General features: G+C 42.8%; 20 protein-coding genes. 15 read left to right on the top strand and 5 right to left on the bottom strand.

Annotation, left to right across the window (positions count from 1 at the left end):
• From AC3CIA_RS12625 to AC3CIA_RS12570, 12 genes are read left to right on the top strand one after another with little or no spacing between them, the layout of a single operon-like run.
• Complete coding sequence (locus tag AC3CIA_RS12625) at positions 1-1,455, top strand: type II and III secretion system protein family protein (RefSeq protein WP_488518196.1); 1,455 nt, start codon at positions 1-3, stop codon at positions 1,453-1,455.
• Positions 1,418-1,714 (top strand): hypothetical protein, encoded by a 297-nt coding sequence (locus AC3CIA_RS12620; protein WP_017080025.1) that lies wholly within the window; start codon positions 1,418-1,420, stop codon positions 1,712-1,714. Before AC3CIA_RS12625 ends, AC3CIA_RS12620 begins: the two co-directional genes overlap by 38 nt.
• Positions 1,715-1,730: 16 nt before the next feature.
• Entirely contained in the window at positions 1,731-2,999 is a 1,269-nt protein-coding gene (locus AC3CIA_RS12615; protein WP_488518195.1) for a Tad domain-containing protein, read from the top strand.
• Between the two features lie 2 nt (positions 3,000-3,001).
• Entirely contained in the window at positions 3,002-3,430 is a 429-nt protein-coding gene (locus AC3CIA_RS12610) for a TadE/TadG family type IV pilus assembly protein (protein WP_065205090.1), read from the top strand.
• Positions 3,427-3,927, top strand: coding sequence for a TadE/TadG family type IV pilus assembly protein (locus AC3CIA_RS12605; protein ID WP_065205089.1), 501 nt, complete (start codon positions 3,427-3,429; stop codon positions 3,925-3,927). Before AC3CIA_RS12610 ends, AC3CIA_RS12605 begins: the two co-directional genes overlap by 4 nt.
• Positions 3,928-3,953: 26 nt before the next feature.
• Positions 3,954-5,174: an AAA family ATPase gene (locus AC3CIA_RS12600; RefSeq protein WP_065205088.1), complete on the top strand. Its 1,221-nt coding sequence runs from the start codon at positions 3,954-3,956 to the stop codon at positions 5,172-5,174.
• A gap of 33 nt (positions 5,175-5,207) precedes the next feature.
• Entirely contained in the window at positions 5,208-6,656 is a 1,449-nt protein-coding gene (locus AC3CIA_RS12595; protein WP_029222298.1) for a TadA family conjugal transfer-associated ATPase, read from the top strand.
• A gap of 9 nt (positions 6,657-6,665) precedes the next feature.
• Positions 6,666-7,631 carry a type II secretion system F family protein gene (locus AC3CIA_RS12590; protein ID WP_017080030.1) on the top strand — a complete coding sequence of 322 codons (966 nt, stop codon included), beginning with the start codon at positions 6,666-6,668 and terminating at the stop codon, positions 7,629-7,631.
• Between the two features lie 3 nt (positions 7,632-7,634).
• Positions 7,635-8,606 (top strand): type II secretion system F family protein, encoded by a 972-nt coding sequence (locus AC3CIA_RS12585; protein ID WP_065205087.1) that lies wholly within the window; start codon positions 7,635-7,637, stop codon positions 8,604-8,606.
• Positions 8,603-9,607: a tetratricopeptide repeat protein gene (locus AC3CIA_RS12580; RefSeq protein WP_372222256.1), complete on the top strand. Its 1,005-nt coding sequence runs from the start codon at positions 8,603-8,605 to the stop codon at positions 9,605-9,607. The genes AC3CIA_RS12585 and AC3CIA_RS12580 overlap by 4 nt, the downstream gene beginning before the upstream one ends.
• Positions 9,608-9,625: 18 nt before the next feature.
• Positions 9,626-11,407 (top strand): hypothetical protein, encoded by a 1,782-nt coding sequence (locus tag AC3CIA_RS12575; RefSeq protein ID WP_488518194.1) that lies wholly within the window; start codon positions 9,626-9,628, stop codon positions 11,405-11,407.
• Positions 11,400-12,320 (top strand): glycosyltransferase family 2 protein, encoded by a 921-nt coding sequence (locus AC3CIA_RS12570; RefSeq protein ID WP_146454871.1) that lies wholly within the window; start codon positions 11,400-11,402, stop codon positions 12,318-12,320. Before AC3CIA_RS12575 ends, AC3CIA_RS12570 begins: the two co-directional genes overlap by 8 nt.
• A gap of 150 nt (positions 12,321-12,470) precedes the next feature.
• Here the strand turns inward: AC3CIA_RS12570 and chrA are convergent, their stop codons facing one another.
• Positions 12,471-13,619: a chromate efflux transporter gene (gene chrA, locus AC3CIA_RS12565; RefSeq protein WP_488518193.1), complete on the bottom strand. Its 1,149-nt coding sequence runs from the start codon at positions 13,617-13,619 to the stop codon at positions 12,471-12,473.
• 100 nt (positions 13,620-13,719) lie between these two features.
• Here chrA and AC3CIA_RS12560 point away from each other — a divergent pair, with 100 nt between their 5' ends.
• Entirely contained in the window at positions 13,720-14,646 is a 927-nt protein-coding gene (locus AC3CIA_RS12560; protein WP_488518192.1) for a LysR family transcriptional regulator, read from the top strand.
• Positions 14,647-14,880: 234 nt separating this feature from the next.
• Here AC3CIA_RS12560 and AC3CIA_RS12555 read toward each other — a convergent pair whose 3' ends face one another.
• A complete protein-coding gene (locus AC3CIA_RS12555; RefSeq protein ID WP_488518191.1) occupies positions 14,881-15,954 on the bottom strand; it encodes a LacI family DNA-binding transcriptional regulator in 1,074 nt (357 codons plus the stop codon).
• Positions 15,955-16,202: 248 nt separating this feature from the next.
• On the opposite strand from AC3CIA_RS12555, the gene AC3CIA_RS12550 reads away from it, so the two are divergent.
• Positions 16,203-18,305 carry an alpha-galactosidase gene (locus AC3CIA_RS12550; RefSeq protein ID WP_372095158.1) on the top strand — a complete coding sequence of 701 codons (2,103 nt, stop codon included), beginning with the start codon at positions 16,203-16,205 and terminating at the stop codon, positions 18,303-18,305.
• Between the two features lie 102 nt (positions 18,306-18,407).
• A complete protein-coding gene (locus AC3CIA_RS12545) occupies positions 18,408-20,105 on the top strand; it encodes a solute:sodium symporter family transporter (RefSeq protein ID WP_488518190.1) in 1,698 nt (565 codons plus the stop codon).
• A 191-nt stretch (positions 20,106-20,296) separates the two neighbouring features.
• Here the strand turns inward: AC3CIA_RS12545 and AC3CIA_RS12540 are convergent, their stop codons facing one another.
• From AC3CIA_RS12540 to AC3CIA_RS12530, 3 genes are all read right to left on the bottom strand, one after another.
• Positions 20,297-20,599: a DUF1330 domain-containing protein gene (locus tag AC3CIA_RS12540; RefSeq protein ID WP_004734439.1), complete on the bottom strand. Its 303-nt coding sequence runs from the start codon at positions 20,597-20,599 to the stop codon at positions 20,297-20,299.
• A 291-nt stretch (positions 20,600-20,890) separates the two neighbouring features.
• Positions 20,891-22,231 carry an MATE family efflux transporter gene (locus AC3CIA_RS12535; RefSeq protein WP_017089765.1) on the bottom strand — a complete coding sequence of 447 codons (1,341 nt, stop codon included), beginning with the start codon at positions 22,229-22,231 and terminating at the stop codon, positions 20,891-20,893.
• Between the two features lie 283 nt (positions 22,232-22,514).
• Entirely contained in the window at positions 22,515-23,597 is a 1,083-nt protein-coding gene (locus tag AC3CIA_RS12530; RefSeq protein WP_488518189.1) for an ABC transporter ATP-binding protein, read from the bottom strand.
• Positions 23,598-23,757: the final 160 nt, after the last annotated feature.

Raw genomic sequence — 23,757 nt, 5'->3', positions numbered from 1 at the left:
ATGAAAATATTATTAGCGTGTGTTTTGAGCCTGATTTGTTTTTCGACGGCCAGTGTTGCGGCATTGCAGACAGGAAAAACAGTCACGGTTCCACATCATAAATCTACGCATGTGGTGTTGTCGGGAAAAGCGGCGAAGGTTTCTCTTGGTGATCCTGAAGTCTTAGATATTGTAATTTTAAAATCAAATGAACTGTTTTTAATTGGTAAAAAATTAGGTGCGACAAACCTAATGGCTTGGGACTCTCGAGGTCAGTTGATTGAGTCTATTAACATCGAAGTTACTCATGATCTTAATAGCCTCAAAGCTAAATTATATGAGTTCCTTCCTGATGAAACTATCGAGGTGCACAGTGCGCAGAATCGTTTGTTGCTGAGTGGTCAGGTTAGTAACCAACAACAAATGAATGTGGCGATGCGAATTGCAGAAACCTATTCGTCAGGGCAGGCTGCTGACGAATCAAAAGAAAGCGGAAGTGAGCAAGCTGCAGCGACAGGTGTTATCAACCTAATGTCTATAGGTGGCGCGCAACAGGTTATGTTAGAGGTGACGGTTGCCGAGGTTCAAAGAAGCTTAGTGAGAAAGTTTGATGCGAACTTCCACTTTTTCCAAACCAGTGGGTCTGACTTTTCTTGGGGGGCGTCTTCTGTACCTGCCGGAGTATTAGGAGCTACGCCTATCTTCAATATTCCCACGTCGACGGACTACGGCATTTTAGGGTCTTTCATTGATAGTAATACTCTGTTTACTTTCGCACTGGACGTAGCAAAACAAAACGGGGTCGCTAAGGTATTGGCTGAACCTAACTTAACCGCATTAAGTGGTTCTAAGGCTGAGTTTTTAGCGGGTGGTGAATTTCCTATCCCTGTGCCAGACGAAGATGGCATTACCATTGAATACAAAGAATACGGTGTAGGGCTTAAATTTATACCAACGGTACTCAGTGACAAAAAAATCAATTTAAATCTAGCCGTTGATGTTAGTGAGATAGCCAATACCAGCTCATTGACCATTGATCCGGGTACCACAAATGCGACTTATTTTATCCCACCTATTACTCGACGTAGCGCGTCATCAACACTGGAGCTAGCCGACGGACAAACTATCGGTATTGCGGGGTTGTTGAGTGAGAATGTTAGGGACATCAGTAACAAGATGCCAGGTTTTGGAGATGTGCCGATTTTAGGTCAGCTTTTCAATAGCCAAGAATATGTGTCTGGTGAAACAGAGTTGGTCATTCTTGTTACGCCTCGACTCGCCAAACCGGTGGATAGAAGTAAAGTAACACTGCCAACTGATGCCTTTGTTGAGCCTAATGACTTGGAGTATTACTTATTGGGCCGAGGCGCTTACATAGCTGAACCGTCTGAATCTGATTCAGAGCAATCTCAAGCTTCACAGGATATATCACCGACCGATGGTGGTAGCGAAGGCTCATTTGGGCATGATTTATAAGGGGATAGATATGACTAAAATAATGATGATCTTTCTCGCAATGTTATTAGTTGGCTGTGCGAACGATGCTCGTTTAGGGCATTCGGTAGCACTAGTGAAAACAGAGCAAACGTATAACCCTAATGCTACCCAAGAGAATTTACTCGAAGTACCTGATGGTACAGGGGAGCGGATGCAGACTGGTTACGACAGATATGTTGGCAGAGGTGAAAACGAACTGTCCGGAAGTAGTAGCCAGATCTTAGAAGATTTTAACTAAATCTGGAGGTACTCATATGTTGTATCGAGTATCACAAAGCCCTAAAAAGCAACAAGGCTTAGTTGTGGTGATGATTACTGCTGCCTTGTTGGTTTTTCTAGCTGTCTCAGCGCTAGCTGTAGACATAAACCATATGGTTGTAAATAAAACGCGCTTACAAAATGCAGTTGATTCTGCAGCGCTGGCTGCCGCAACCATATTAGACAATAGCAAAGATAAAGACGCAGTAGACGCGGAAGTCGGTACGGCGCTCAATGCTATGGCGGCTTCAACAGGGAACCAAGAAATTGATTTTTCGACCGCTTCTATAAGCATTGATTATTCGAATGACCCACAGGATTTTACTGGCACGGCGACGTTCGGTGCAAGTGATGATGTTTATGTGCGAGTTCGCGTGGATGCACTAGAGATGGATGAATTTTTCATTCATATGTTTGGTCTTGATAAGGCAGTATCGGCAAGTGCCGTTGCTGGGCCAAGCTCTGGGCAAGAAGTAGTTAATAACGTTGTACCCATTGGTGTATGTATTGGTGATGGTACTTCGGATAACGATATTGATCCTGAAGATGGCTATCACGATGTGACAGGTGAAGAGATAGTTAATGTATTTGGATATGAAGTCGGAACGGTCCACGCATTGAAGGTGGGTGACAGTAGTTTGTCAGAAATGGGCAACGGTAATTATCATCTGTTGGATTTCGGTTCCGGTGGTAAAACCGTCAAAGAAGGTTTAGGTGGTAGTTATGACCAGCCAGTCAAAATTGGTGAAGATATCACGACCAAACCTGGTGGCACGGTTGGTCCCACTGGAGATGGTTTGAATACTCGTTTTGGTGAGTATGGTGGTGGCCTATCGGCATCCGATTACCCTTCAGATTATGTAACCACAGAACCTACCAATGAAATAACAATTGATGCCGGTACGGGAGAGATCGATTCTGACGGAAGTTATACCTATGCTCAATATGAGTCAGATACTAATGCCTGTATAGCAAGCGGTGGTTCTGGGTGCGCATCTAATGGTGTTGCTTGGCGAAGAATTTTGCCCATTCCTATGGTTGATTGTTCAGGTAAAAGTGGTGGTTCAACCGACTTTACCGTGAACAAAATTGGTTGTTTCTTCTTGTTGCAAAAAGCACCAACTAACAACTCAGGTACACCCGCCGTTTTTGGTGAGTTTATCCACTCTTGCAGCGTTGCTGGTGGATCTGGTAGTACAACGTCGACAACGGAAGGGACTTATAAGATTGTTCTGTATAAGGACCCCAATAGTGGGGAATCTTGATCATGAAACAATCTAATCAATTTCAACAGGGGTTTGCTGCCGTAGAGATGGTCATAGCGACTCCCGTTTTACTGTTTTTTCTAGTCTTAGTTCTAGAGCTTGGCAATATTCTTGTTCACTACAATGTGATATCGAAGTCAGTGCAAAATGGCGCTCGTTATGCGGTTAGTGAAGTGTATGGAACCATTGGTGGAACCATCGCACCGACGTCTGAAATTCAGAATGTCGTGGTCTATGGTCAGAACAGCGCGGGGACAGCTGTACTATCTTCATTGACGACATCGGATGTGACCGTAACCCCTCCTTCAGGCGATAGTTATGTACGAGTTAGTGTGACGTATGATTATGTTCCACTTTTCTTGTCTATTCCTTTTTCGAATGAGAGTTTTGCTGTTCCATTAAGTGTCACTTCGGTGATGAGGGTGCTGTGATGATAAGGCTTAAAAGACGAATTAAAGGGCTTGCCATTATTGAGTTTACTTTGGTCTCATCGCTAATTTTTCTACTGCTCTTTCTTATTCTAGCGTTGGGAGCCTATATATTTTCGCTGCAAATGGTTAGTGAAGCGACTAGGAAGGCGGCTCGGTTAGCGACGGTATGTTACGTCCTAGATAGAGACAATATTGCGGGAATGGTGGTGGATGATATTCCTCTTGTTGGATTTACTAATGCTAACTTAGAAGTGGCTTACTTAGACGCGAGCGGGGGAGAGGTTGCTTCTGATTTTGAAGCTAACTTTGGCAGCATTAAGTTTGTACGTGCTAGGGCGACGGGGTATGGCATTCAGTTAATCAGTAACCTAAGCTTTCTAGGAGTGAATGGATTTCTTGCTGCCCCTGCGTTTGAAACAATACTTCCAGCAGAAAGTTTGGGAGTGGTGAGGCCTGAAACTGAAACTAGCACAAATATATGGAATAGATGCCCATAAGTAGTTGTTTAAAAGGAGATAAATGTATGGGGGAAGCGATCAAAATAACGCCGAATGAAAACGATAAGGATATGGCGCGTTTAAGAACGAATCTAAAGGTTTGGTTAGTCTATAGCACTGACGGCTTTCATTCGCATATGAGTAAAGAACTAAAAAAATGCCGAAATGTTCATGTGACGTCGTTTTCTCTTGCGGCAATGAGTGAGGAATACCTAAAAAGTGCAGATGTCCCAGAGCTTATTTTCGTTGAAGCTAATGGGAATTGGGCGCAAAAAATGGTTGAGTTGCAAGGGTATGATTTGTCTTTAGAAGACAAGGATTTGTCTTTAGTTGTGCTTGGTGATGAAAGTGATAACGGATCACTAAAAATAGCACTTCGTTTAGGGGCATCAGATTTTTTGTCTCACAATGTGACTCTATCGGACTTACTTCCATTATTGAAGAAAACCGCTTCCGAAAAACTTGAGAACTCCAGTTACGGAGAGTTTATCTTGTTTTTGAATACCAAAGGAGGGATGGGGGCAACTACCTTGGCTTTAAATACTGCCATTGAGATGGCGACTCAACATCCTAATGAAGTTCTTTTACTTGATATCGATCTTCAGTTTGGCGTGATTCCAGACTATTTGAACATAGTTCCGACTTATAGCGTTTCTGATGCGATCAACAGCTCTAATGATTTGGATGAAATGTCTTTGGGCTCTTTGGTAAATAAACACGAATCAGGTCTCCATGTTCTAAGCTTTAAACATGAAAATAACGCTGATGATTTCGAGCAGGCTCAGAAAATTGGCAGATTACTTCCAATTCTGCGTCGTTTCTACCCTTATGTGATCATTGACCTGTCTAGAGGCTTAGATCACGTATTTGCATCAGCAATATCACCCGCGACTAAAGTACTTTTGGTTTTGCAACAGAGCTTAGTGTCAGTAAAAAACACAAGCCGACTAATTAAATCTCTGAAGTTTGAGTACGGCTTACAAAGTGACTCAATAGAGGTCATTCTCAACCGTTATGAAAAGCGACATTCAATTAAGTTGAAAGACATTGAGCAAGCAGTGGGTAACCACGACATACACCTTATGCCAAATGATTTTAAAGTCGCGCTAGAGAGTGCCAACTTAGGGCAGCCGTTAGTTCAGTCGAGAAAAAAAAGCTCTATTACTCGCTCTATCATCGACTTATCTCATGTTCTTTCACCACCGGAGCAGGAAGAGAAAGGGTGGCTGAAAAAGTTGTTTTCATAATGAGTTGATGAAAAGTAAACACGAGGGATTGTGATGTTCTTTAAACGAAAAAATGTAAATCCAGAGTTTGAAAAAAAAGTAGAACAGATTTCGCATGATTCAGAAGATGCCAATCCTGTTGAACGTTTATCAAGTGTTGAGACGTCCAGTAACTCTCGGACAGAAGCGAGCGTTGAAAAGGAGAAAGCGATCGATGAAGCTCGAAAAGTACTGGAGCAAGAATTATCAATCAAGCACTTCTTTCACAAGCAGTTGCTTGAAACGTTAGACTTAGGATTACTTTCTAGCTTGGAGAAAGAGCGCGCCAAGCTAGATTTGCATGAGGCTATCGTTCAGTTGATGGCTGATGATGGTAGTCATGCACTCAGCGCAGAAGGACGTAAACGGGTCATCAAACAGATAGAAGATGAAGTTTTTGGCCTTGGTCCGTTGGAGCCCTTATTAGCTGATCAAACTGTGTCGGATATATTGGTCAACGGCCCTAAAAGTGTTTACGTTGAGCGACGGGGTAAACTCGAAAAAACGCCCTATACTTTTCTTGATGATCGCCATTTAAGAAACATTATTGACCGTATCGTAAGTCAGGTTGGTCGTCGTATCGATGAAGCATCACCTATGGTAGATGCCCGCTTAGTTGATGGTTCCCGTGTTAATGCGATTATCCCTCCTCTCGCACTCGATGGCCCTTCAGTTTCGATCCGTCGTTTTGCTGTCGATCGTCTGACCATGGATAACTTAATTGGTTACGACTCAGTCTCGCCTCAGATGGCTAAATTTGTGGAGGCTGCCGTGAAAGGTGAGCTGAATATCTTGATTTCAGGAGGGACGGGGTCAGGGAAAACAACCACACTGAATATCTTTTCTGGTTTCATTCCGCGAGACCAACGAATTATTACCATAGAAGACTCGGCAGAATTACAACTGCAACAACCACATGTTATTCGTCTCGAAACCCGCCCTGCTAACCTAGAAGGGAAGGGAGAAATCAGCCAGCGCGAATTGGTTAAAAATACCTTGCGTATGCGACCAGACCGAATCGTGGTTGGGGAGGTGCGTGGTAGCGAAGCCGTTGACATGCTAGCGGCGATGAATACGGGTCATGATGGTTCACTGGCTACCATTCACGCGAATACCCCCCGTGATGCCTTGAGTCGTGTTGAAAACATGTTCTCGATGGCAGGGTGGAACATATCAACCAAAAACTTACGAGCTCAAATTGCTTCGGCTATCCACCTCGTCGTACAGATGGAGCGACAAGAAGATGGTAAGCGTCGTATGGTGAGTATCCAAGAGATCAACGGCATGGAAGGTGAGGTGATTACGATGTCGGAAATATTCCGTTTTCAGCGTAAAGGTATTGATGAAGACGGCAATATTATCGGTTATTTCACAGCAACGGGGGTTGTGCCTCAATACCATGACCAGTTAGTCAAACGTGGACTCGACCTGCCTTTCGAGCTCTTTAGTGAGACCAAAGGTTAAGGAGGGAATATGGATAATGTAAGCGTTTCATTAGCCCTATTATTTATCGCAGTACTTTTTATTTCACAGGCGTTGTTATTACCTGCTGCCGGTAAGAAAGCGAAACATAAAGAGTTGTCTCGCCGCTTAAAAGAAACGCAGCGTAATATCGATGCAGAGAGTTTGTCATTACTTAAGGAACACTATAACAAAGAGCTTTCTCCGCTGGATCGTAAGCTCATCGTTATTCCTTTCTTCGCTGGCTTGAAAAAAATGTTGGAACTTGCCGGTATGAAAGTGACGTTAAGCCGGTTCTTACTTGTTGTTTCTCTTTGCGCCGTAATACTCTCATTGATATCGATAATGACCAACCAAGTATGGTTCCTTACTGTCGCGGCATTCATTTTTGTTTGGGTTATCGCCTATCTATTTGTGCAAAATCGAGTGACCTACCGAATGGCTCGATTTGAAGAACAGCTTCCTGAGGCTTTAGATATTATTCGACGTGCATTACAAGCAGGACAACCCCTCGTTCAATCATTTAACGAGGTTGGCGAAGAACTTCCAGATCCAATCGGTGTTGAATTTAAAAATACCTATAACCTGCTTAATTATGGTTATGACTTACGTTTGGCGATTCTACAAATGACAGAACGAGTACCAACCGTCTCAATGTTGGCATTTTCTAGTGCTGTAATGTTGCAAAAAGAGACTGGGGGTAACCTCTCTGAGAATCTGCAAAAGGTATCTGAAGTACTTAGAGCACGTTTTAAACTGGAAAGGAAAGTCAGAACGCTCTCTGCTGAAAGTCGTTTATCAGCATGGATCTTAACGTTATCTCCTTTTGGTTTGTTTTTCGCATTAAGGGTCGCTAGTCCCGAGTATATCGAGCCACTCTATAAAGATCCCCGCGGCCTATCCATGGTGAGTGTCGGTATTGTTCTTTTGGCTATCGGAGCCTTGTGGATTAAAAAGATCATCAGCATAGAGATTTAACCTATGGAATTACTAAATATTGAAGTTTGGAAGCAGATGTTAGCAGACTTTGGGGTCAGCTCTCAGATGGTTATCTATTCGATGATTTTGCTTACAACAGTCTTGTTAACACTAACGCTTGGATTTCTTTTTTTAGGGGCTCGCTCTCCTTTGGACAAGAAACTGAGACAGATATCAGAAGACGGAGCTCCGACTGGCAGGAAACCATACGACTTCTCTAATACGTTAGAATCATTAAGTCCTTTTATAAGTAAAGGTAATAAAAAAGATAATGAAACCTACTCAGAAAAGTTGATGCATGCAGGGTTCCATGAGAAGAGTTCATTATCGGTTTTCTATGCGTTGAAGGTTTTATCTAGTTTGATAGGTATCGTCGCCGCTTTTATGGTTTATTACATAGCGCTGGGCGGAGAATACAATAAACTACTTATCATGACCTGTGTTTTTCTTGGTACATTCACACCGAATATTATTCTAAGTAAGCTACAAAAAGAGCGTCAGAAAAAAATAAGAAACGGCGTCCCTGATGCGCTTGATCTTCTTGTGGTATGTACTGAATCAGGGCTTGGTTTTAATGCGGCTCTTGGACGTGTTGCATCTGAACTGTATATCTCTCAGCCTGAACTTGCGGATGAACTAGAGACGGTGTTTGCTAAAATTCAAGCGGGTGTCACCATGCCTGATGCGCTTAGGCAGCTTATCGAACGAACCGGTTTAGTCGAATTAGAAGGCTTAGTTTCTTTGCTTTCTCATGCATCGAGAATGGGCGGAAGCTTAGCGCAAACGCTTCGTGACTATACTGAAGATTTTAGAGATAAGCGTCAGCAAGCCGCTGAAGAAATCGCGGCGAAAATACCGACTAAAATGTTATTCCCTATGTTGATATTTATTTGGCCTTGTTTTTTCATTGTCGCACTTGGCCCTGGACTCTTGATCGTAATGGACGCATTAAGTGCGCCGGGAGCAAGTTTATGATTTTATACAATAAGTTTCTTCTACTACTATTGCCATTTTTGCTACTTGGTTGTGCATCTTCTGATGAACCAACCAACCAATTTGATGCCGAATTGTATTCGGGTAAACCAATCGATAGTTTGACTAGTGATGATCCACCGCTAAACGAAAAAGAAGCAATTATGCGCGGTGACATTGCTCTACGAGACAACAATATAGACTTGGCGTTGTATGAATACATACGCTCTTTGTCTTTCCCTGAAAAAGAGTTTCACGATAAAACTCTGTTCACTATTGGCCAAATACATTCGTCTCGCGGTAACTATGCGTTGGCCGAGAAAGCTTACCTTGCAGCGCTAGATTTTAACCCCGCCCACACTGAAGTGCTGGAACAGTTAGGCGTTCTATACACCAAACAACGTCGTACAGATGAAGGACGAAGTTATTTCTTTAAAGCGATTAACTCAGACCAAGTTCGTTTAAAAAGCAGTGAAACTATCCAGAACTACCAAGCATTGAGCCAAAGTGAAGTGGCCAGTTTGAAGGTCGATAGTATGTCTCCTGCATTGGCTTATATGGGGATTGGTGTACTGGAAGATGTTGACGGGAAGCATCAGATTGCACAAGAGTACTTTAAAAAGTCACTGACGATAGATAAAAGTTCAGTCAAAGCTTTGTTGAATATGGGCTATTCTCATTACATGTACGGTAACTACAAAGAAGCCTATCAATACACGCGTTCAGCTTTAGAGTTGGATCCAAATAATGAAAAAGCTCAAAATAATCTGGCACTTATTTATTTAGCGTCTGGGGATATTAAAAAAGCAACCAACGTATTCATGAGGCATATGGAAGCTCCGGAGGCGTTGAATAATGTTGGTTATTTCCTAATATTACAAGGAAAGCCCGATCAGGCGGTTCCATATTTACAACAAGCTATCAATAAAAAATCATCTTACTATAAAGTGGCTAATGAAAACTTAAACAGAGCACTAGCGGAAGTGAGAGAGATGGAGCAATAGGGATTTGATTTTGGCTCAATGAAAAGGATATTCATATTGCCTAAAAGCGAAAGCTTTAATAAAGATATCATTGCAATTTCTGCTCTTTGGCTAGTTTGTGCCACAGTGATATTTTTTTATAAGTGGGAAAGCGTTTCAATACTCAACTTGAATGACAATGACGACTATATGCGTTTTGTTCAGTTTCAAGAGTGGATGAAGAACGGCCATTGGTATCTAGAGCCGATGAGCAACTTCAATGCCGCTGATGGTATTATTATTCATTGGTCTCGATTTCCTGACCTAATACTATCTTTAGTCGCTTTCCCATTGTTATTTATGGTTGATGACAGTATTGCGTATGCAATATCAATTTCTATTGTCCCATTGTTTTATTTGTTGTTTTACGCACTGTCATGTTTTTATTTATGTGAGCATTACTTTGGAGGTAAGTATCGCTTCATAAGCATGATGTTCGCTATTTCTTCCCCTTCAATTATTCATTTCTTACCCGGTTCTATTGATCATCACAATATTCAACTTATATTAGCAACACTGTTTCTGTCTTTAACACCTATTACTATTCATAATCTGAAGCAATCATGGCGTGTTTACGCTCAATCTGCTTTTCTGTCTTTATCGTTGTGGACAGGAATGGAGAATATATTGTTATTTATGGCTTTCTTTGTCACTTATACGGTTTATTGCAGCTTTTTTCATAACGGATGGTTTAGTTACATCTCCAAGCTATACGTAACTTGTACTGTTTTTTCTATTTTTGCTGTTTTATTAAATAGACCTTACGATGAGTTTTTTGCTTTAAAATATGATGAAATATCATTCATTCTCATTATTCTTTTTCTTAGTGGTTGGGTGTTTGTTAATATTTACAATCGATTGACTAATGATGACATGAGCTTAAATAAAAGAATGTTATTGTTTGTTTCCCTTGGTTTGTTGTGTTTGTTTCCTGTTGGGATTCTTTATCCCTCGCTGACCAGTGCTTTGTTTATTGATTACCCACCGATACTTAAGCTGTATTGGCTAGATCAGGTCACCGAGGCTAAATCTGTAGTTGATTACATAGCAATTAAAGGTTTCTTTTCTGTCGATAACTATGCTTTACTATTGGTACCCGCTATTTTATACCCAGTTTTAAGAATTAAAAATCACCACTGTACAGTACTTTATCTCATATTCATGTTTAATTTAGCTCTTGCGATATTTTGGCAGGTTAGAGTAATAAGGTTGTGCTTTGTTTTAGCTGCACCTTTTCAAGCATATTTTATTATTAAACTATCTGAATATGTCAGATCCACAATGTTAAAAATCATCATTATCTTTTCTGGATCTCCGTTATCGGTAGCATTTTTCATTATTGCATTGTCTCCAACAGGGGAAATTACCACTACCTTTGATGATGAATACAAGTCACCAAGTATCTTTAATGTCCTAAAAGATAACGGTATCAATTCACATACTATCCTTTCTGGAATAGAAACTGGCGCACCTGTATTAGCTAAAACGAACAACAGTATAATTGCTGCTCCTTATCATAGAAATATTGTGGGCAACCAATTTTTAATCGAAGTGATGTTAGAAGAGAACATGTTTCTGGCAAGAAAAAAAATAGTAGATAAAAAGATTGATTATATATTGATCGGTAATGACCCTCACTTATCTCTCCTCAAGAACTCTGGAAGCGAGGACTCTTTAGTTAGAAGGCTTCATGGGGATAATATTCCTGCTTGGTTAGACGTTACATACGATGGAATTGAGGATGGTTACCGAGTTTTTAAAGTAAGGAGTGAGTATGAATAAACAGAAAGTAGCAATATTACTCCCATGCTATAACGAAGCCGGAGCCATTGGCGAAACGGTTACCTCTTTTCAACAAGCCTTACCTGATGCATCCATTTATGTTTACGACAACAATTCAACCGACAACACGGTCAACGAGGCGTTACAAGCAGGGGCGATTGTGCGACATGAGCCTCGCCAAGGTAAAGGGGAAGTCGTGAGGCGGATGTTCTCTGATGTTGAGGCTGATGTTTATGTGATGGCTGATGGCGATGACACTTACGATGCGTCAGTGTGCCCGGTGTTGATCGAGCAATTAAATAATGAAAAGCTCGATATGATTATTGGAAGTCGCGAGCGCTCTTCTGGTGCATATCCTAAAGGACATATCCTTGGCAACAAGATGTTTTCATCACTGATTAACTTAGCATTCAATGCACAATTGAATGATGTATTTTCTGGCTATCGAATTATGAGCCATCGATTTGTCAAAACCGCACCTATCTTCAGCGATGGCTTCCAAATAGAAACAGAGCTCACCGTGCATGCGTTACACCATAATATGTCAATCAAAGAAGTCTCAACTCAATACCAATCTAGGCCGGAAGGGACTTCCAGTAAACTGAACACCTTGAGTGATGGCCTCAAGATCCTCAACTTTATCTTGTTCTTATTGAGAGATGTAAAACCAATGTTTTTCTTTGGCGTGCTCTCGATATTGCTTGGTCTTATTTCATTGAGCTTAGGTATTCCCGTTATTGTTGAATTCGTTGACACGGGTTTAGTGGCAAGGCTACCTACAGCTGTTTTGTCTAGCTCAATAGCTTTGATCGCTGTGATGTCTTTTTTCTGCGGTTTGATACTCGATAACGTATCACGAGGTAGGCGAGAGATGAGAATACTCTCTATTTTAAGATTTAAGGACGATAAATAATTAGGCCGAGGTTTTTGGCCAAGGGAGCTGCACTCGAGTGCTTGAAGTGTTAGGTGGAGTTGCAATTGTATAGTTGCTGCTGTGATGGCGATTTTGATTAAAGTAAGAAGTAGGCGACTAGCTCCCCTACCTCTTACTCTCAATTATTACTTAGATTGCGAGACCGGTAATCGCACCCAATAACATGAAGATCCCCACTAAACCTACAATCGGCATCTTCACGGTTTTCAATAGCCAAACACCAACAATGATCAGAGCGAAGTCTAAGCCGCTACTCACTGCACTTGTGAAGATGGGTTGGTATAGAGCCGCAAGTAATAAGCCGACTACAGCCGCATTCACACCTGTAAGCGCCCCAGCTACTAGAGGCTTACTCGCAATTGCCTGCCAGTTCTTCAGTACGCCCAGTAGCAATAAGAAGCCCGGTAAGAACACTGCAATTGTTGCGAGCAGTGCCCCTGTGATCGGTGCTGATGGCATTAATACATAACCTAGGTAAGTGGCTAACGTAAACATCGGGCCCGGTACGGCTTGCGCTGCGGCATAGCCTGTTAGGAAGGTATCTTGAGACAGTTGGTCACCAATGCCATTCTGTAACAATGGAAGAACCACGTGACCGCCACCGAATACCAAGCTGCCTGCTTGGTAGAACAAGCCAAATACTTCAATGCCTTGAGAGTAAGCACTGAATAGAGGCAGACCAACCAGTAAAGCAACGAAAATCACGAGTGGTGTTAACGATATCTTGTGCGTCGAAGGTGCTGTTTTTAATTCGTGTGAGGTTAAAAATTTGCTGCCAATGATTGCTGCAAATAGGAGCACTAAGACTTGAGGCCAGATCCCAGGAATCAAAAGTAGAACAATCGCGGTGATCACACACAGTGCTGTTGCTATCTTCGATTGGCAGAAGTTTTTGTACATGCCGAAAGTGGCGTCAGCTACAACCACGACCGCAAGTAACTTAAGCCCGTGGATGATTGAATTGAAAAGTGGTGCTTCCAATAACTGATTGCTGACTAACGCCAATATCAGCATCAGAATCACAGATGGGGAAGTGAAGCCGACAAATGCGGCAATCGCACCGGTTAAGCCACCTTTTTTATAACCAACCGCGAAGCCAACCTGACTTGAGCCTGGGCCCGGTAAAAATTGACTGAGGGCGACAATTTGCCCGTACTCTTCGTCGGATAACCAATTCAGTTTCTCAACAAAGGTTTTACGAAAGTAGCCAATGTGTGCTGCTGGCCCACCAAAGCTAATCCAGCCAAGCCAGAAAAAGGTTTTAAAAATTGAAAGCATGATCGATTCCAGATAAATGTTTAGCGTAATTTAGGCGGAGTTAGACTATGATTCAAATTAATTATTTTAATTATAACTATGAATAATATGGGATTGGTTTGTGGCTGATTTTAACTGGAAAGGAATTGACCTTAACTTATTGATTGCACTGCAAGCTCTGTATAAAACCAACAGTGTTAGTAAGGCGGCTGAACGTTGTTATGTCAGCCAATCAGCAATGAGTCATAGCTTACAAAGACTGAGAAAGCTGTTTGATGACCCTTTATTTGAACGAGTTGGCAGCAAGATGGAAGCGACCGACCGAGCGATTGAATTATCAAGCACCGTCGATGCCTTACTCAATACAATTCAGTCAGAAGTACTGCTGTCTAAATCGTTTGATGTAGCAACCTATAAAGGCACTTGGAAGATCGGACTTACCGATTATGCAGAGCAGATGTTCGCTCCAATGTTGTTTGATCTTATTAAGCAATCTTCGCCTTATTCTCAAGTGACGTTATTCAATGTCAATCGAAGCAACTATCAACAAGTGTTTGAAGACGCTAAGCTCGATATCGCGATCGGCAGTTTTGGTGAGGTACCAAAGCCTTATCGAACAAAGCATTTGTATACAGAGCAACATGTGTGTTTGTTCGATCAGTCGGTTTTATCTATTGAACAACCAATGTCTTTAGATCAGTTTGTATCTGTAGAACATGCATTGGTTTCTCCTGCGGGGGCTCTAAAAACGGGTGTTGATATTCGATTGGCTGAGCTAGGTTTCAGTCGAAAAATCGCTATATCTTCAAGTAACTTCTTGACAGTAAAACGATTAATTCGTGGTCGAGAGTTGTTGTGTATTGTTCCTCGGCTCGTGGCGCGTAATGATATTGATACCGAAGATACTTTACTGGCGGTGAAACCACCTATCGATGTTCCGGATTTTGATATACAGCTTGTCTATCGCAAGGCAAAGCATCTAGATGATAAAAATAAATTACTTAGAAAGTTGATTGCTAAAGCTATTTCATCTGTGATTAGTGAGTAAATTTATGAGCTGCGATTTGACGTTAATTTTGTCCAAATTATCCCTAAAAAAATCCGGTTAATTACCAGAACGTGACTATGCTTAATTTACGACTCAAAGCAGTCGTAAAGAATAGGCTTTTTGATTGACCTAAGTAAAAAAATGGTTATATCCTCATGATATAGCTTAAAAAACTACCAGGCTAAATGGACTTAGTTGGTCTTAAAGCGCTAGCTCCCCCTAGCGCTTTTTCTTTTATGTCGATTCTGGCAAAAGGGTTTGAATCCTTTTTAGCAGTTGCTCGATCTCTTGTTTTTCATAGTGAGCCGTCACCTTAGGTTGGCTGCTTTCTCTTGGGAGTAATGCAGTTTCGATATGGTGCTGCAGTAAAGCATCTTGTGAGTTGGCGTTGAGCTTCTCTGCAAGTACCACTGCTTGTCGGCCAATCGTGGTGAAGTCCTGCTTGATGGTGGTCAGCGGTGGATTAAAAAACGCACTGTCCTCGATGCCATCAAAGCCAACGACCGCAACCTTGTCAGGGACTGGAACCTGCAGTTCTTGCAGCGCGCGTAAAACCCCTAATGCCATCTGATCACTTGCCACTAACACGGCATCAAATACGGCTTGTTTAGCGACAGCTTCTCGAACACCAAGATAACCACTTTCTGCTTGCCAGTTTCCTTGATATTGATACTGCACCTTACTCTCTGCATCTGATAACGCGGCTAACCAACTTTGATGACGAATCTTTGAGGCACTGGATTCATTCGGGCCAGTGATCAGCAGGAAGTCCGTTCGTCCGCTTTCAAGTAGATGTTGAGCTGCCAGTTTTGCTCCTTCCGCATGATCACCGCAAACATAGTTCACTTGGCTGTTAGAGGGAACATCAATGAAGATAAGGTTGAGGTGCTGATATTGTTCCACTAACCATTCTGCATCGGCACTCTCTAAAGGCACATTCAGAATAATGCTGTCTACCTGTTGAGCCATCAATTCACGAATGGCCTCACGGGTGTTCGCGAGATTAGGCTCGGAAACAACAGAGAAAGCGACGCCATAACTCATATCATGAGCCTGCATTCGCACGCCATTGGCGATCATTGCTGCGCCATGCAGTGCCATATCGAGAGTGACTAAGCCAACGCTGGTGGACTTGGCTCGACTGAGCATTTGCGCACCTTTATTGGGTACATATCCCAGTTGCTTTATGGCGGCGTTAACCTTGTTGCGGGTGGATTCTGCGACGTCTTGTGAGCCATTGGTTACTCGAGATACCGTCTGGGTGGATACCCCTGCCAGTTTTGCTACGTCTTTGAAGGTGATACTCATCGGTCTGCCCATCGAATATTTTAGAGTGAAATAAGCCTACCGAAATTTACCAAACTAAACTCTGCTCACTTTCAAATAAATGTCTTTTAAAACATTAAAAATGTTTCCGGAAACAGTCGATCTTGTGCAAGTTTCTCGAATGTTAAAGCCAATTTACATCACGATTTTGTCGGTTTTGGATACTAATTTGGCGTGATGGGTTCACTATTATTTCTATATCATGTTTACGAAAACAATAGAGATTAGTAATGAACGAATTTATTCACTTAAAGAGTAAAAATCATAGTTTGATCATTAAATCAGGACGTGTTCCAGAGGTTTTGCATTGGGGGGCAAAGATCGCAAGTATTGATGAAGATCTTCTGCTTTCGACAGAAAGACCGATTTCTCAAGCTCGACTTGATGTGGATGTGCCACTTTCTCTTTGTCCTGAGTTAGGCAGTGGACACTTTAACGCTCCGGGTATTGAAGGTCATAGAGAAGGGCTTGATTGGGCTCCCGTCTTTAAGACCGTTCGTTACGATGCTCAAGATCAAGAGGCGTGTTTTTTCCTTGAAGACAAGGTTGCTCAACTGGATCTTAAGGTAGAGATCAAACTGGACTTCGAATCTGACGTCGTCCAAAAGCGTGTGACTGTCACCAATAAAGGCGACAAAAAATACTACTTGAACAAGCTTTCTTCAACGCTGCCATTGCCGAATCATGCTAACGAGCTTATGACGTTCCATGGTCGTTGGTGTCATGAGTTTCAAACGCAACGCCAACGCTTTGAACACGGTGGCTTCATGCAAGAGAACCGTCGTGGTCGCACATCTCACGAGAATTTCCCGGGGATGTTTGCAGGGACTCAAGGGTTCTCCGAGCAACATGGTTTGGTATGGGGATTTCATTTGGGCTGGAGCGGTAACCACCAAATGCGTGCAGATGTTCGCAGTGATGGTCGCCGCTTTGTTCAAGCTGGTGAGTTGTTGCTTGCAGGCGAATCCATTCTGGAACCTCAAGCAAGCTATCAAACACCTTGGCTGTTCGGCTGTTACAGCAACTCAGGTTTAAATGGCATCGCGCAACGCTTTCAACAATTTGTTCGCGACAACATTATTCAATTCCCAACCGATAAACCTCGTCCCGTTCACTTGAATACATGGGAAGGGATCTATTTTGATCACAAGCCTGACTACATCATGAAGATGGCAACGGAAGCGGGCGTAATGGGCGTTGAACGTTTCATTATTGATGATGGTTGGTTTGTGGGGCGTGATGGTGAACGTACCGCACTGGGCGACTGGTATTTGGATGAGGTGAAATATCCAAATGGCTTAGAGCCTGTAATTGAACATGTAAACCAACAGGGTATGGAGTTTGGCCTTTGGGTTGAACCAGAGATGGTAAGTCAAGATTCTAATCTTTATCGAAACCATCCGGATTGGGTGCTTGGTTTACAAGGGTATCATCAACCATCTGGTCGTTGGCAGTACGTGTTGGACCTACAAAATGAAGCATGTTTTAACTATTTGTATGAACGCCTCAATGCGCTTTTGACTCGATACAACATCACTTACCTTAAGTGGGACATGAACCGAGAGTTGGTTCAACCTGGGCATCAAGGTAAAGCTGCGGTGCATGGTCAAACTAAAGCGCTATACCGTCTTGTTGATGAGTTGAATCGAGCGCATCCAGAAGTCGAGATTGAATCTTGCTCTTCAGGTGGTGGTCGTATCGATTTTGAAATTCTAAAACGAACCCATCGTTTCTGGGCATCGGATTGTAATGATGCCTTAGAGCGCCAAGCCATTCAGAAAGGCATGAGTTACTTCTTCCCACCAGAGGTGATGGGGGCGCATATCGGCCCAGCAGAATGCCACTCAACCAACCGTCGTCACAGCATCAATATGCGTGGCGTAACCGCACTCATGGGGCACATGGGTGTTGAGCTTGACCCCGTTAAAGAGTCACCGGAAGAGAAACAAGCATTCTCACATTACATTTCACTGCATAAGCAATTTCGTCATGTTTTGCATTCTGGCCGTAGTTTCCGAATGGATCCTTCGGACAAAAATCAGAACATTTATGGCGTTGAAAATGACGATGAAATGCTGATTACCGTGTGCCAATTAGCGATGCCTGAATATGCTCTGCCTTCTCCACTTCGTATTAGCTGTGTGGAAGACAACGCGATGTATCAAGTGAAGTTAGTGGACATGCCAAAAACCAGTTTCCAGTTGATGAAACAGCGCCCCCAATGGCTCGACAAAACGTTGACCTTGAGTGGCGATAACCTCAAGGAAATTGGATTGACCTTACCGATTCTAGACCCAGAGTCAGCCTTGATTGTTCATCTGAAAAAGATATGAAGCGTTAACTCTGAGCTCCCCCTACAAATAAAATTCTAAATATAAAAATATAATCGGCAGCGAGGAATTGCTGCCGCAATAACTAAACTTAAGGAAAACAAAATGTCTATTACAGTTCTGCTGTCATTCTTGTTATTTACTGGTTTTGTTGTCGCGTTTACCTACAACAAAGTTAAAAATGACAAGAACACCTCACAAGACGGTTTCTTTCTCGGCGGAAGAAGCTTAACCGGTGGTTTGATTGCCAGCTCCCTAATTTTAACCAATTTAAGTGCGACTAGCTTTGTTGGCATGAGTGCACAAGCTTATACCCACAACATGAGTGTTATGGGTTGGGAAGTGGCGTCTGGTGTCACTTTAGTCATCATCGCTCTGATGCTGGTACCGCGTTACCTGAAGCAAGGGATAACGACGATTCCAGACTTCTTAGAGAGCCGTTACGACATGTCGGTGAAGAAGTTTGTGACGTTACTTTTCTTGTGCCAGTACGTCATCAATATCTTGCCAACCACACTTTATGCCGGTGCCGTTGTTTTGGGGGAGATCTTTGATGTTCAAGCTCTGCTAAATATTTCAGAGTTTAGTTCAATAGCCCTTATTTCGGCGACGATTGGTCTACTTGGCTTCTTTTACGCGATTTATGGCGGCCTAAAAGCGGTTGTGATTGCGGATACGATTAATGGCGTAGGCCTGATTGTTGGCGGCATGATGATCCCCGTGTTTGGTTTGATGGTGTTGGGCGAGGGCAGCTTTGGTGCTGGCTTGGATATTCTGCTTTATGCAGCGCCAGAGAAACTGCAATCGGTTGGTACAGAGACTGATCCACTGCCGTTCTCAACCTTGTTTACAGGTCTTCTACTTGTGAACCTATACTACTGGGGTACGGACCAATCAATCATTCAGCGTGCGTTGGGTGCTAAGAACTTAAAAGAAGGTCAGAAAGGGGTGATTCTTGCGGGGGCAATTAAGGTTATCTCTCCGCTGTTCCTAATTATTCCAGGCATCATTGCATTCCACATGTTTGGTGCAAATGCCGGTAACCCTGACACCATGTACACGCGCTTGGTAAACGAAGTGTTGCCTAAGCCGTTGGTTGGCTTCTTTGTCGCGGTTATGTTTGGTGCCATCCTAAGTACATTTAATGGTGTACTTAACAGTTCGACCACTCTATTTGCATTGAATGTCTACAAGCCTTTGTTTGGTCAAGGTAAAACCGATGAAGAGCTGGTGGGTAAAGGCCGTATCTTCGGCGTTGTGATCGCGATTATCTCTGTGTGCATTGCACCGTTCATCATGTATGCCCCTGAAGGTTTGTTCCAATACCTACAAATGGTAGCGGGCTTCTTCAGCGTGCCAATTTTTACGATTGTGTTTGTGGGTTATGTCTCTAAACGTGTACCTGCTGTGGCGGCTAAAGTTGCGCTGGTGGTGTTTGTAAGTTCATACGCTGCGATGCAGTTAGTGTTCAAAACACCTATTCACTTCTTACACCAATTGGCGATTCTGTTTGTTGTATGTACAGCGCTGATGTTCATCATTGGCTACTTTATGCCACGTGAAGATGATTACGTGATGCCTGTGAATGAAAACATTGATGTTACGCCTTGGGCGTTCCGTTTCGAAGCTTCGGCTATCATTCTCTACATGGTATTAGGTGCGTACGTGATGTTCTCTGATGTTGGTTTTGTATCTGATGATCCAACCATCATGCAAGTGTACGGTGTGTGTGGCATTGTGATGTTAGTCGGTATTTTTGGCCGATTAGCAAAGCGTAAGAAGGGCATTGAAGCTACGGTTTAATTACTTAAATTGGCTTTTAACTATCTGATATTATTTAATAGTTTATGGATTTTGAGTAAAAGGTTCACTATAGGCTAATTACTATAAAGTGAATAACAAAAAGCCGCGCTATGAACTGACCCCCAATAGTTGGACACCAATTATTGGGGGTCTTTTTATATCTAAATATTAACCGGAGATTGGACTCTCGATTACGCTAGGTCGTCTTTACCTTCGATAAGCGCATGGTGGCTAACTGAACCTGCAGTGCGTGCAGCTAAGTGTGGGGCATATTCCGCGTCATTAATGAAATCAACGGCAGCTTGCTTTGATGGCCACTCAATGATGACACGCAATGCAGGCTGCTCAGCGTTACCTTCTACGTTTTCGTGGCTAGCAGTGCGAGCTAGATATTGACCGCCATATTTTGTGACGAGTCTGGTTGCTGGTTCGATGTAATCAGCGATCCAAGCGTCAGTGGTTGGCGTAACTTCTAATACTGAGTAATAAGACATAATCTTGTTCTCCTATCATGCCAGTGGCTTTGTGCTTATTAGTAGCAGTGCGTGCTTAGCATTCGGTCATTAACGACATAGTTAACGAGTAAGGTAATAGTAGTGCGCTTTTGATGAGTTTATAACTAATGGAGGGCAACTCGGGTTATCTGAAAGTAACATTAGGTGGGGGCTGTCATTTTTAGTTAGGTACAAGTACCTTATTGAGTGTACCCAGAGTGTTTCTGGGCACAGTATTAACATGGGTTCTAACACATAGCTCGAGCGGTAATCAGCAAGGCTCTAAATGATCTACAAAGAAAAACGAGTCCATTTCTTCGCTCGCCAGCGACGAACCATGATCAATCCGCGGAACCATTCGTCCATCGCGATTGCCATCCAAGCACCAAATACGCCATAACCCCAATGCACACCAAGTAAATAGCTCATCGCAACGCCAATGCCCCACATACTGAGAATGCCCATTTTGATAGGGAACTTAATATCGCCTGCGGCTTTTAAGCAAGAAATGAAAATCAGATTAAATACGCGACCAGCTTCTAAAAGTATCGATCCTGCGATGAGTGCGGCAGTCAGTGCGATGATCTCTGGGTCTTGAGTGAATAAATCCAAAATCTCGAATCGGAAAATATAGACCACGCAGGTAATGGTGATAGAGGCGATGAAGCCTACTACAAAGTATCGTTGTACACGGTTGGCTATCTCATCTATCCAACCTTTACCAATGTAATAACCCGTTTGGATTTGGCTACCTTGGCCGATGGCTAAGGCAAAGGCAAAAGAGAGACGTGCGATGTTTTGTGCGTAAGTAAACGCGGCCAGTGAAGACGTTCCCATCTGAACCACAAAGAAGGTAATACTGATTTGCGCCATGTTGTAAGAGAGTACTTCTCCAGCATTCATAGAGCCGATCTTCATGATTTTTTGATAGATAGCTTTAGGCACAGATTTGAACTGTTTCATAGGTAGATCAATGCCTTTGTTTCTTACGACACCGATTAAGATCAATAAGCCGATCACTTGGCTAATGACTGTCGCCGTTGCAACCCCTTGTACGCCGTACACTGGCAAGCCGAAAGGTTGGTAAAGTGCGCAGTAGTTACCGAAGATGTTGATCACACCTGCAATCATGTTGATGACCATCGGTGATTTTGAATAGCCATGGCTGCGTAGAATCGTGGTGAGAACGACACCTATCGTGACATTAAAGGTGAGCGCGCCACTGATAAACAGATACTCTTGAGCGTACTGTTCGACTTGAGCTTCCAGTTGGTAGAGCGGAATAAAATATTCAGCACCAAGAACCGCAATCATACTGAGTAACACACCGGTAATAATGGCCAAGATAATGCTCGCCACGCCCACGTGAGCGCTCTCTTGAGTGCGAGAAGCACCGTTGTATTGTGCGATTAGGATGCCTGTACCACTGCTGACCATGGTTGAGACGATGATCAGAAAAAAGGATATCTGAGAGATAACACCAACGGCAGACACGGCTTTGTCTGAGTACCCCGATAACATGAATACATCACTGGTGTTAAGTGCGGTTCTTAGAAGAACTTCGATAAAAATTGGCCAGGTGAGCGCAACGATTCCCATGCGTTTATTTAGGGTGGAATCAGCATTAGGCATTTAGGTTTTCTCAAAAAAAGGTGGAGGCGACACTATAGTTTAGCCATTATTGAGTAAACGACTATCAAATTAATGTCCGGATAGCTATTAAGGGTAAATAAAGTTCGAATAAGCCTTCAGAGGCCAACATTTAGGTGTGAGTTATGAAACTTTTGAGAGATGTTTCATAACGTAAAGAGGAAGAAAGTGGAAGCGTTTAACTACTTCAAAGTGGCACAAGAAATGAGTTTGAAATGAAGCGGTAAAGCTAGCGACATCAAGCTAGCTCTACCGTTTTTAAAGCCTAGTTAATACGCTGACCTTCAGCATCAAATAGATGGCAATCTTTTGATGCGAAATTTAAATTGAGAGACTGATAGCGTGCGACTTCTTGATCCCCGGGTAGATGAACCTTGAAGCTATCAACACCACATGATTGGCCAAACATATAGGTACTGTTGCCCAATCGTTCTACCACTTCGCTCTGGAACTCAATCGTGATATCTGACTCGCCATTGATCTCCAAATGTTCTGGTCGAATACCAAGAGTCAATTTTTGTCCTTCGGCAAGGCCATCACTTGGCAATGGCAGAGTCATTTTATTAAGTCCATTGACGGTCAGTTGGGCATGAGTTTCTGAGGTGCTGTTCACGACACACGGTAAGAAGTTCATTTTCGGAGAGCCAATAAAGCCGGCCACAAACTCATTTTGTGGATAATGATACAGTTCGAGAGGTGAACCGACTTGTTCTACTCGACCATCTCTCAGTACTACGATCTTGTCAGCAAGCGTCATTGCTTCGACCTGATCGTGCGTGACATAAATCATGGTATTTTGCAGATCTTGGTGCAATTTGGCGATTTGTAAGCGCATATCGACACGAAGTTCAGCATCTAAGTTTGATAAAGGTTCGTCGAATAAGAACACTCTTGGGTTACGAACAATTGCTCGACCGATAGCAACACGCTGACGTTGTCCACCCGAAAGTTCTTTAGGTTTACGCTTCAATAAAGGATCTAGTTGAAGCGTTTTCGCTGCACTGGTGACTTGTTTCTCGACGACTTCTTTAGCAACACCGTTCATTTTCAGGCCAAAGCCCATGTTTTCTTCAACCGTCATATGCGGATAAAGGGCGTAGGACTGGAATACCATCGCGACACCACGCTCGGCAGGATCGACATCGTTAACCAGATCATCGCCAATATGGATCTCACCTTCAGTAATCTCTTCTAAGCCAGCAACTAAGCGTAAGAGAGTTGATTTACCACAACCAGACGGTCCAACGAATACTACGAATTCGCCGTTACTTATTTCTAGATCAACACCATGGATCGTTTGAACATCACCATATCGTTTGATGACCTGTTTTAAGCTGATATCAGCCATGCTCTCTCCTTGCTTCGTTGGACTGCATCTCTTTGCCTTTAAAACATACGCTTTCATCAGAAATTTGTTAGGTGCCTCGCATGATTTATTGATCGTGGTCATATAAATTTGGCGATCTATACTGATTTTTGTGGAAACGTTTACAAAAATAAAACATAAC

This window comes from Vibrio sp. QJM3NY_27, from assembly GCF_057785955.1.
The sequence above is the reverse complement of the archived record's forward strand: the minus strand, read 5'-3'. Positions and strand labels throughout refer to the sequence as shown.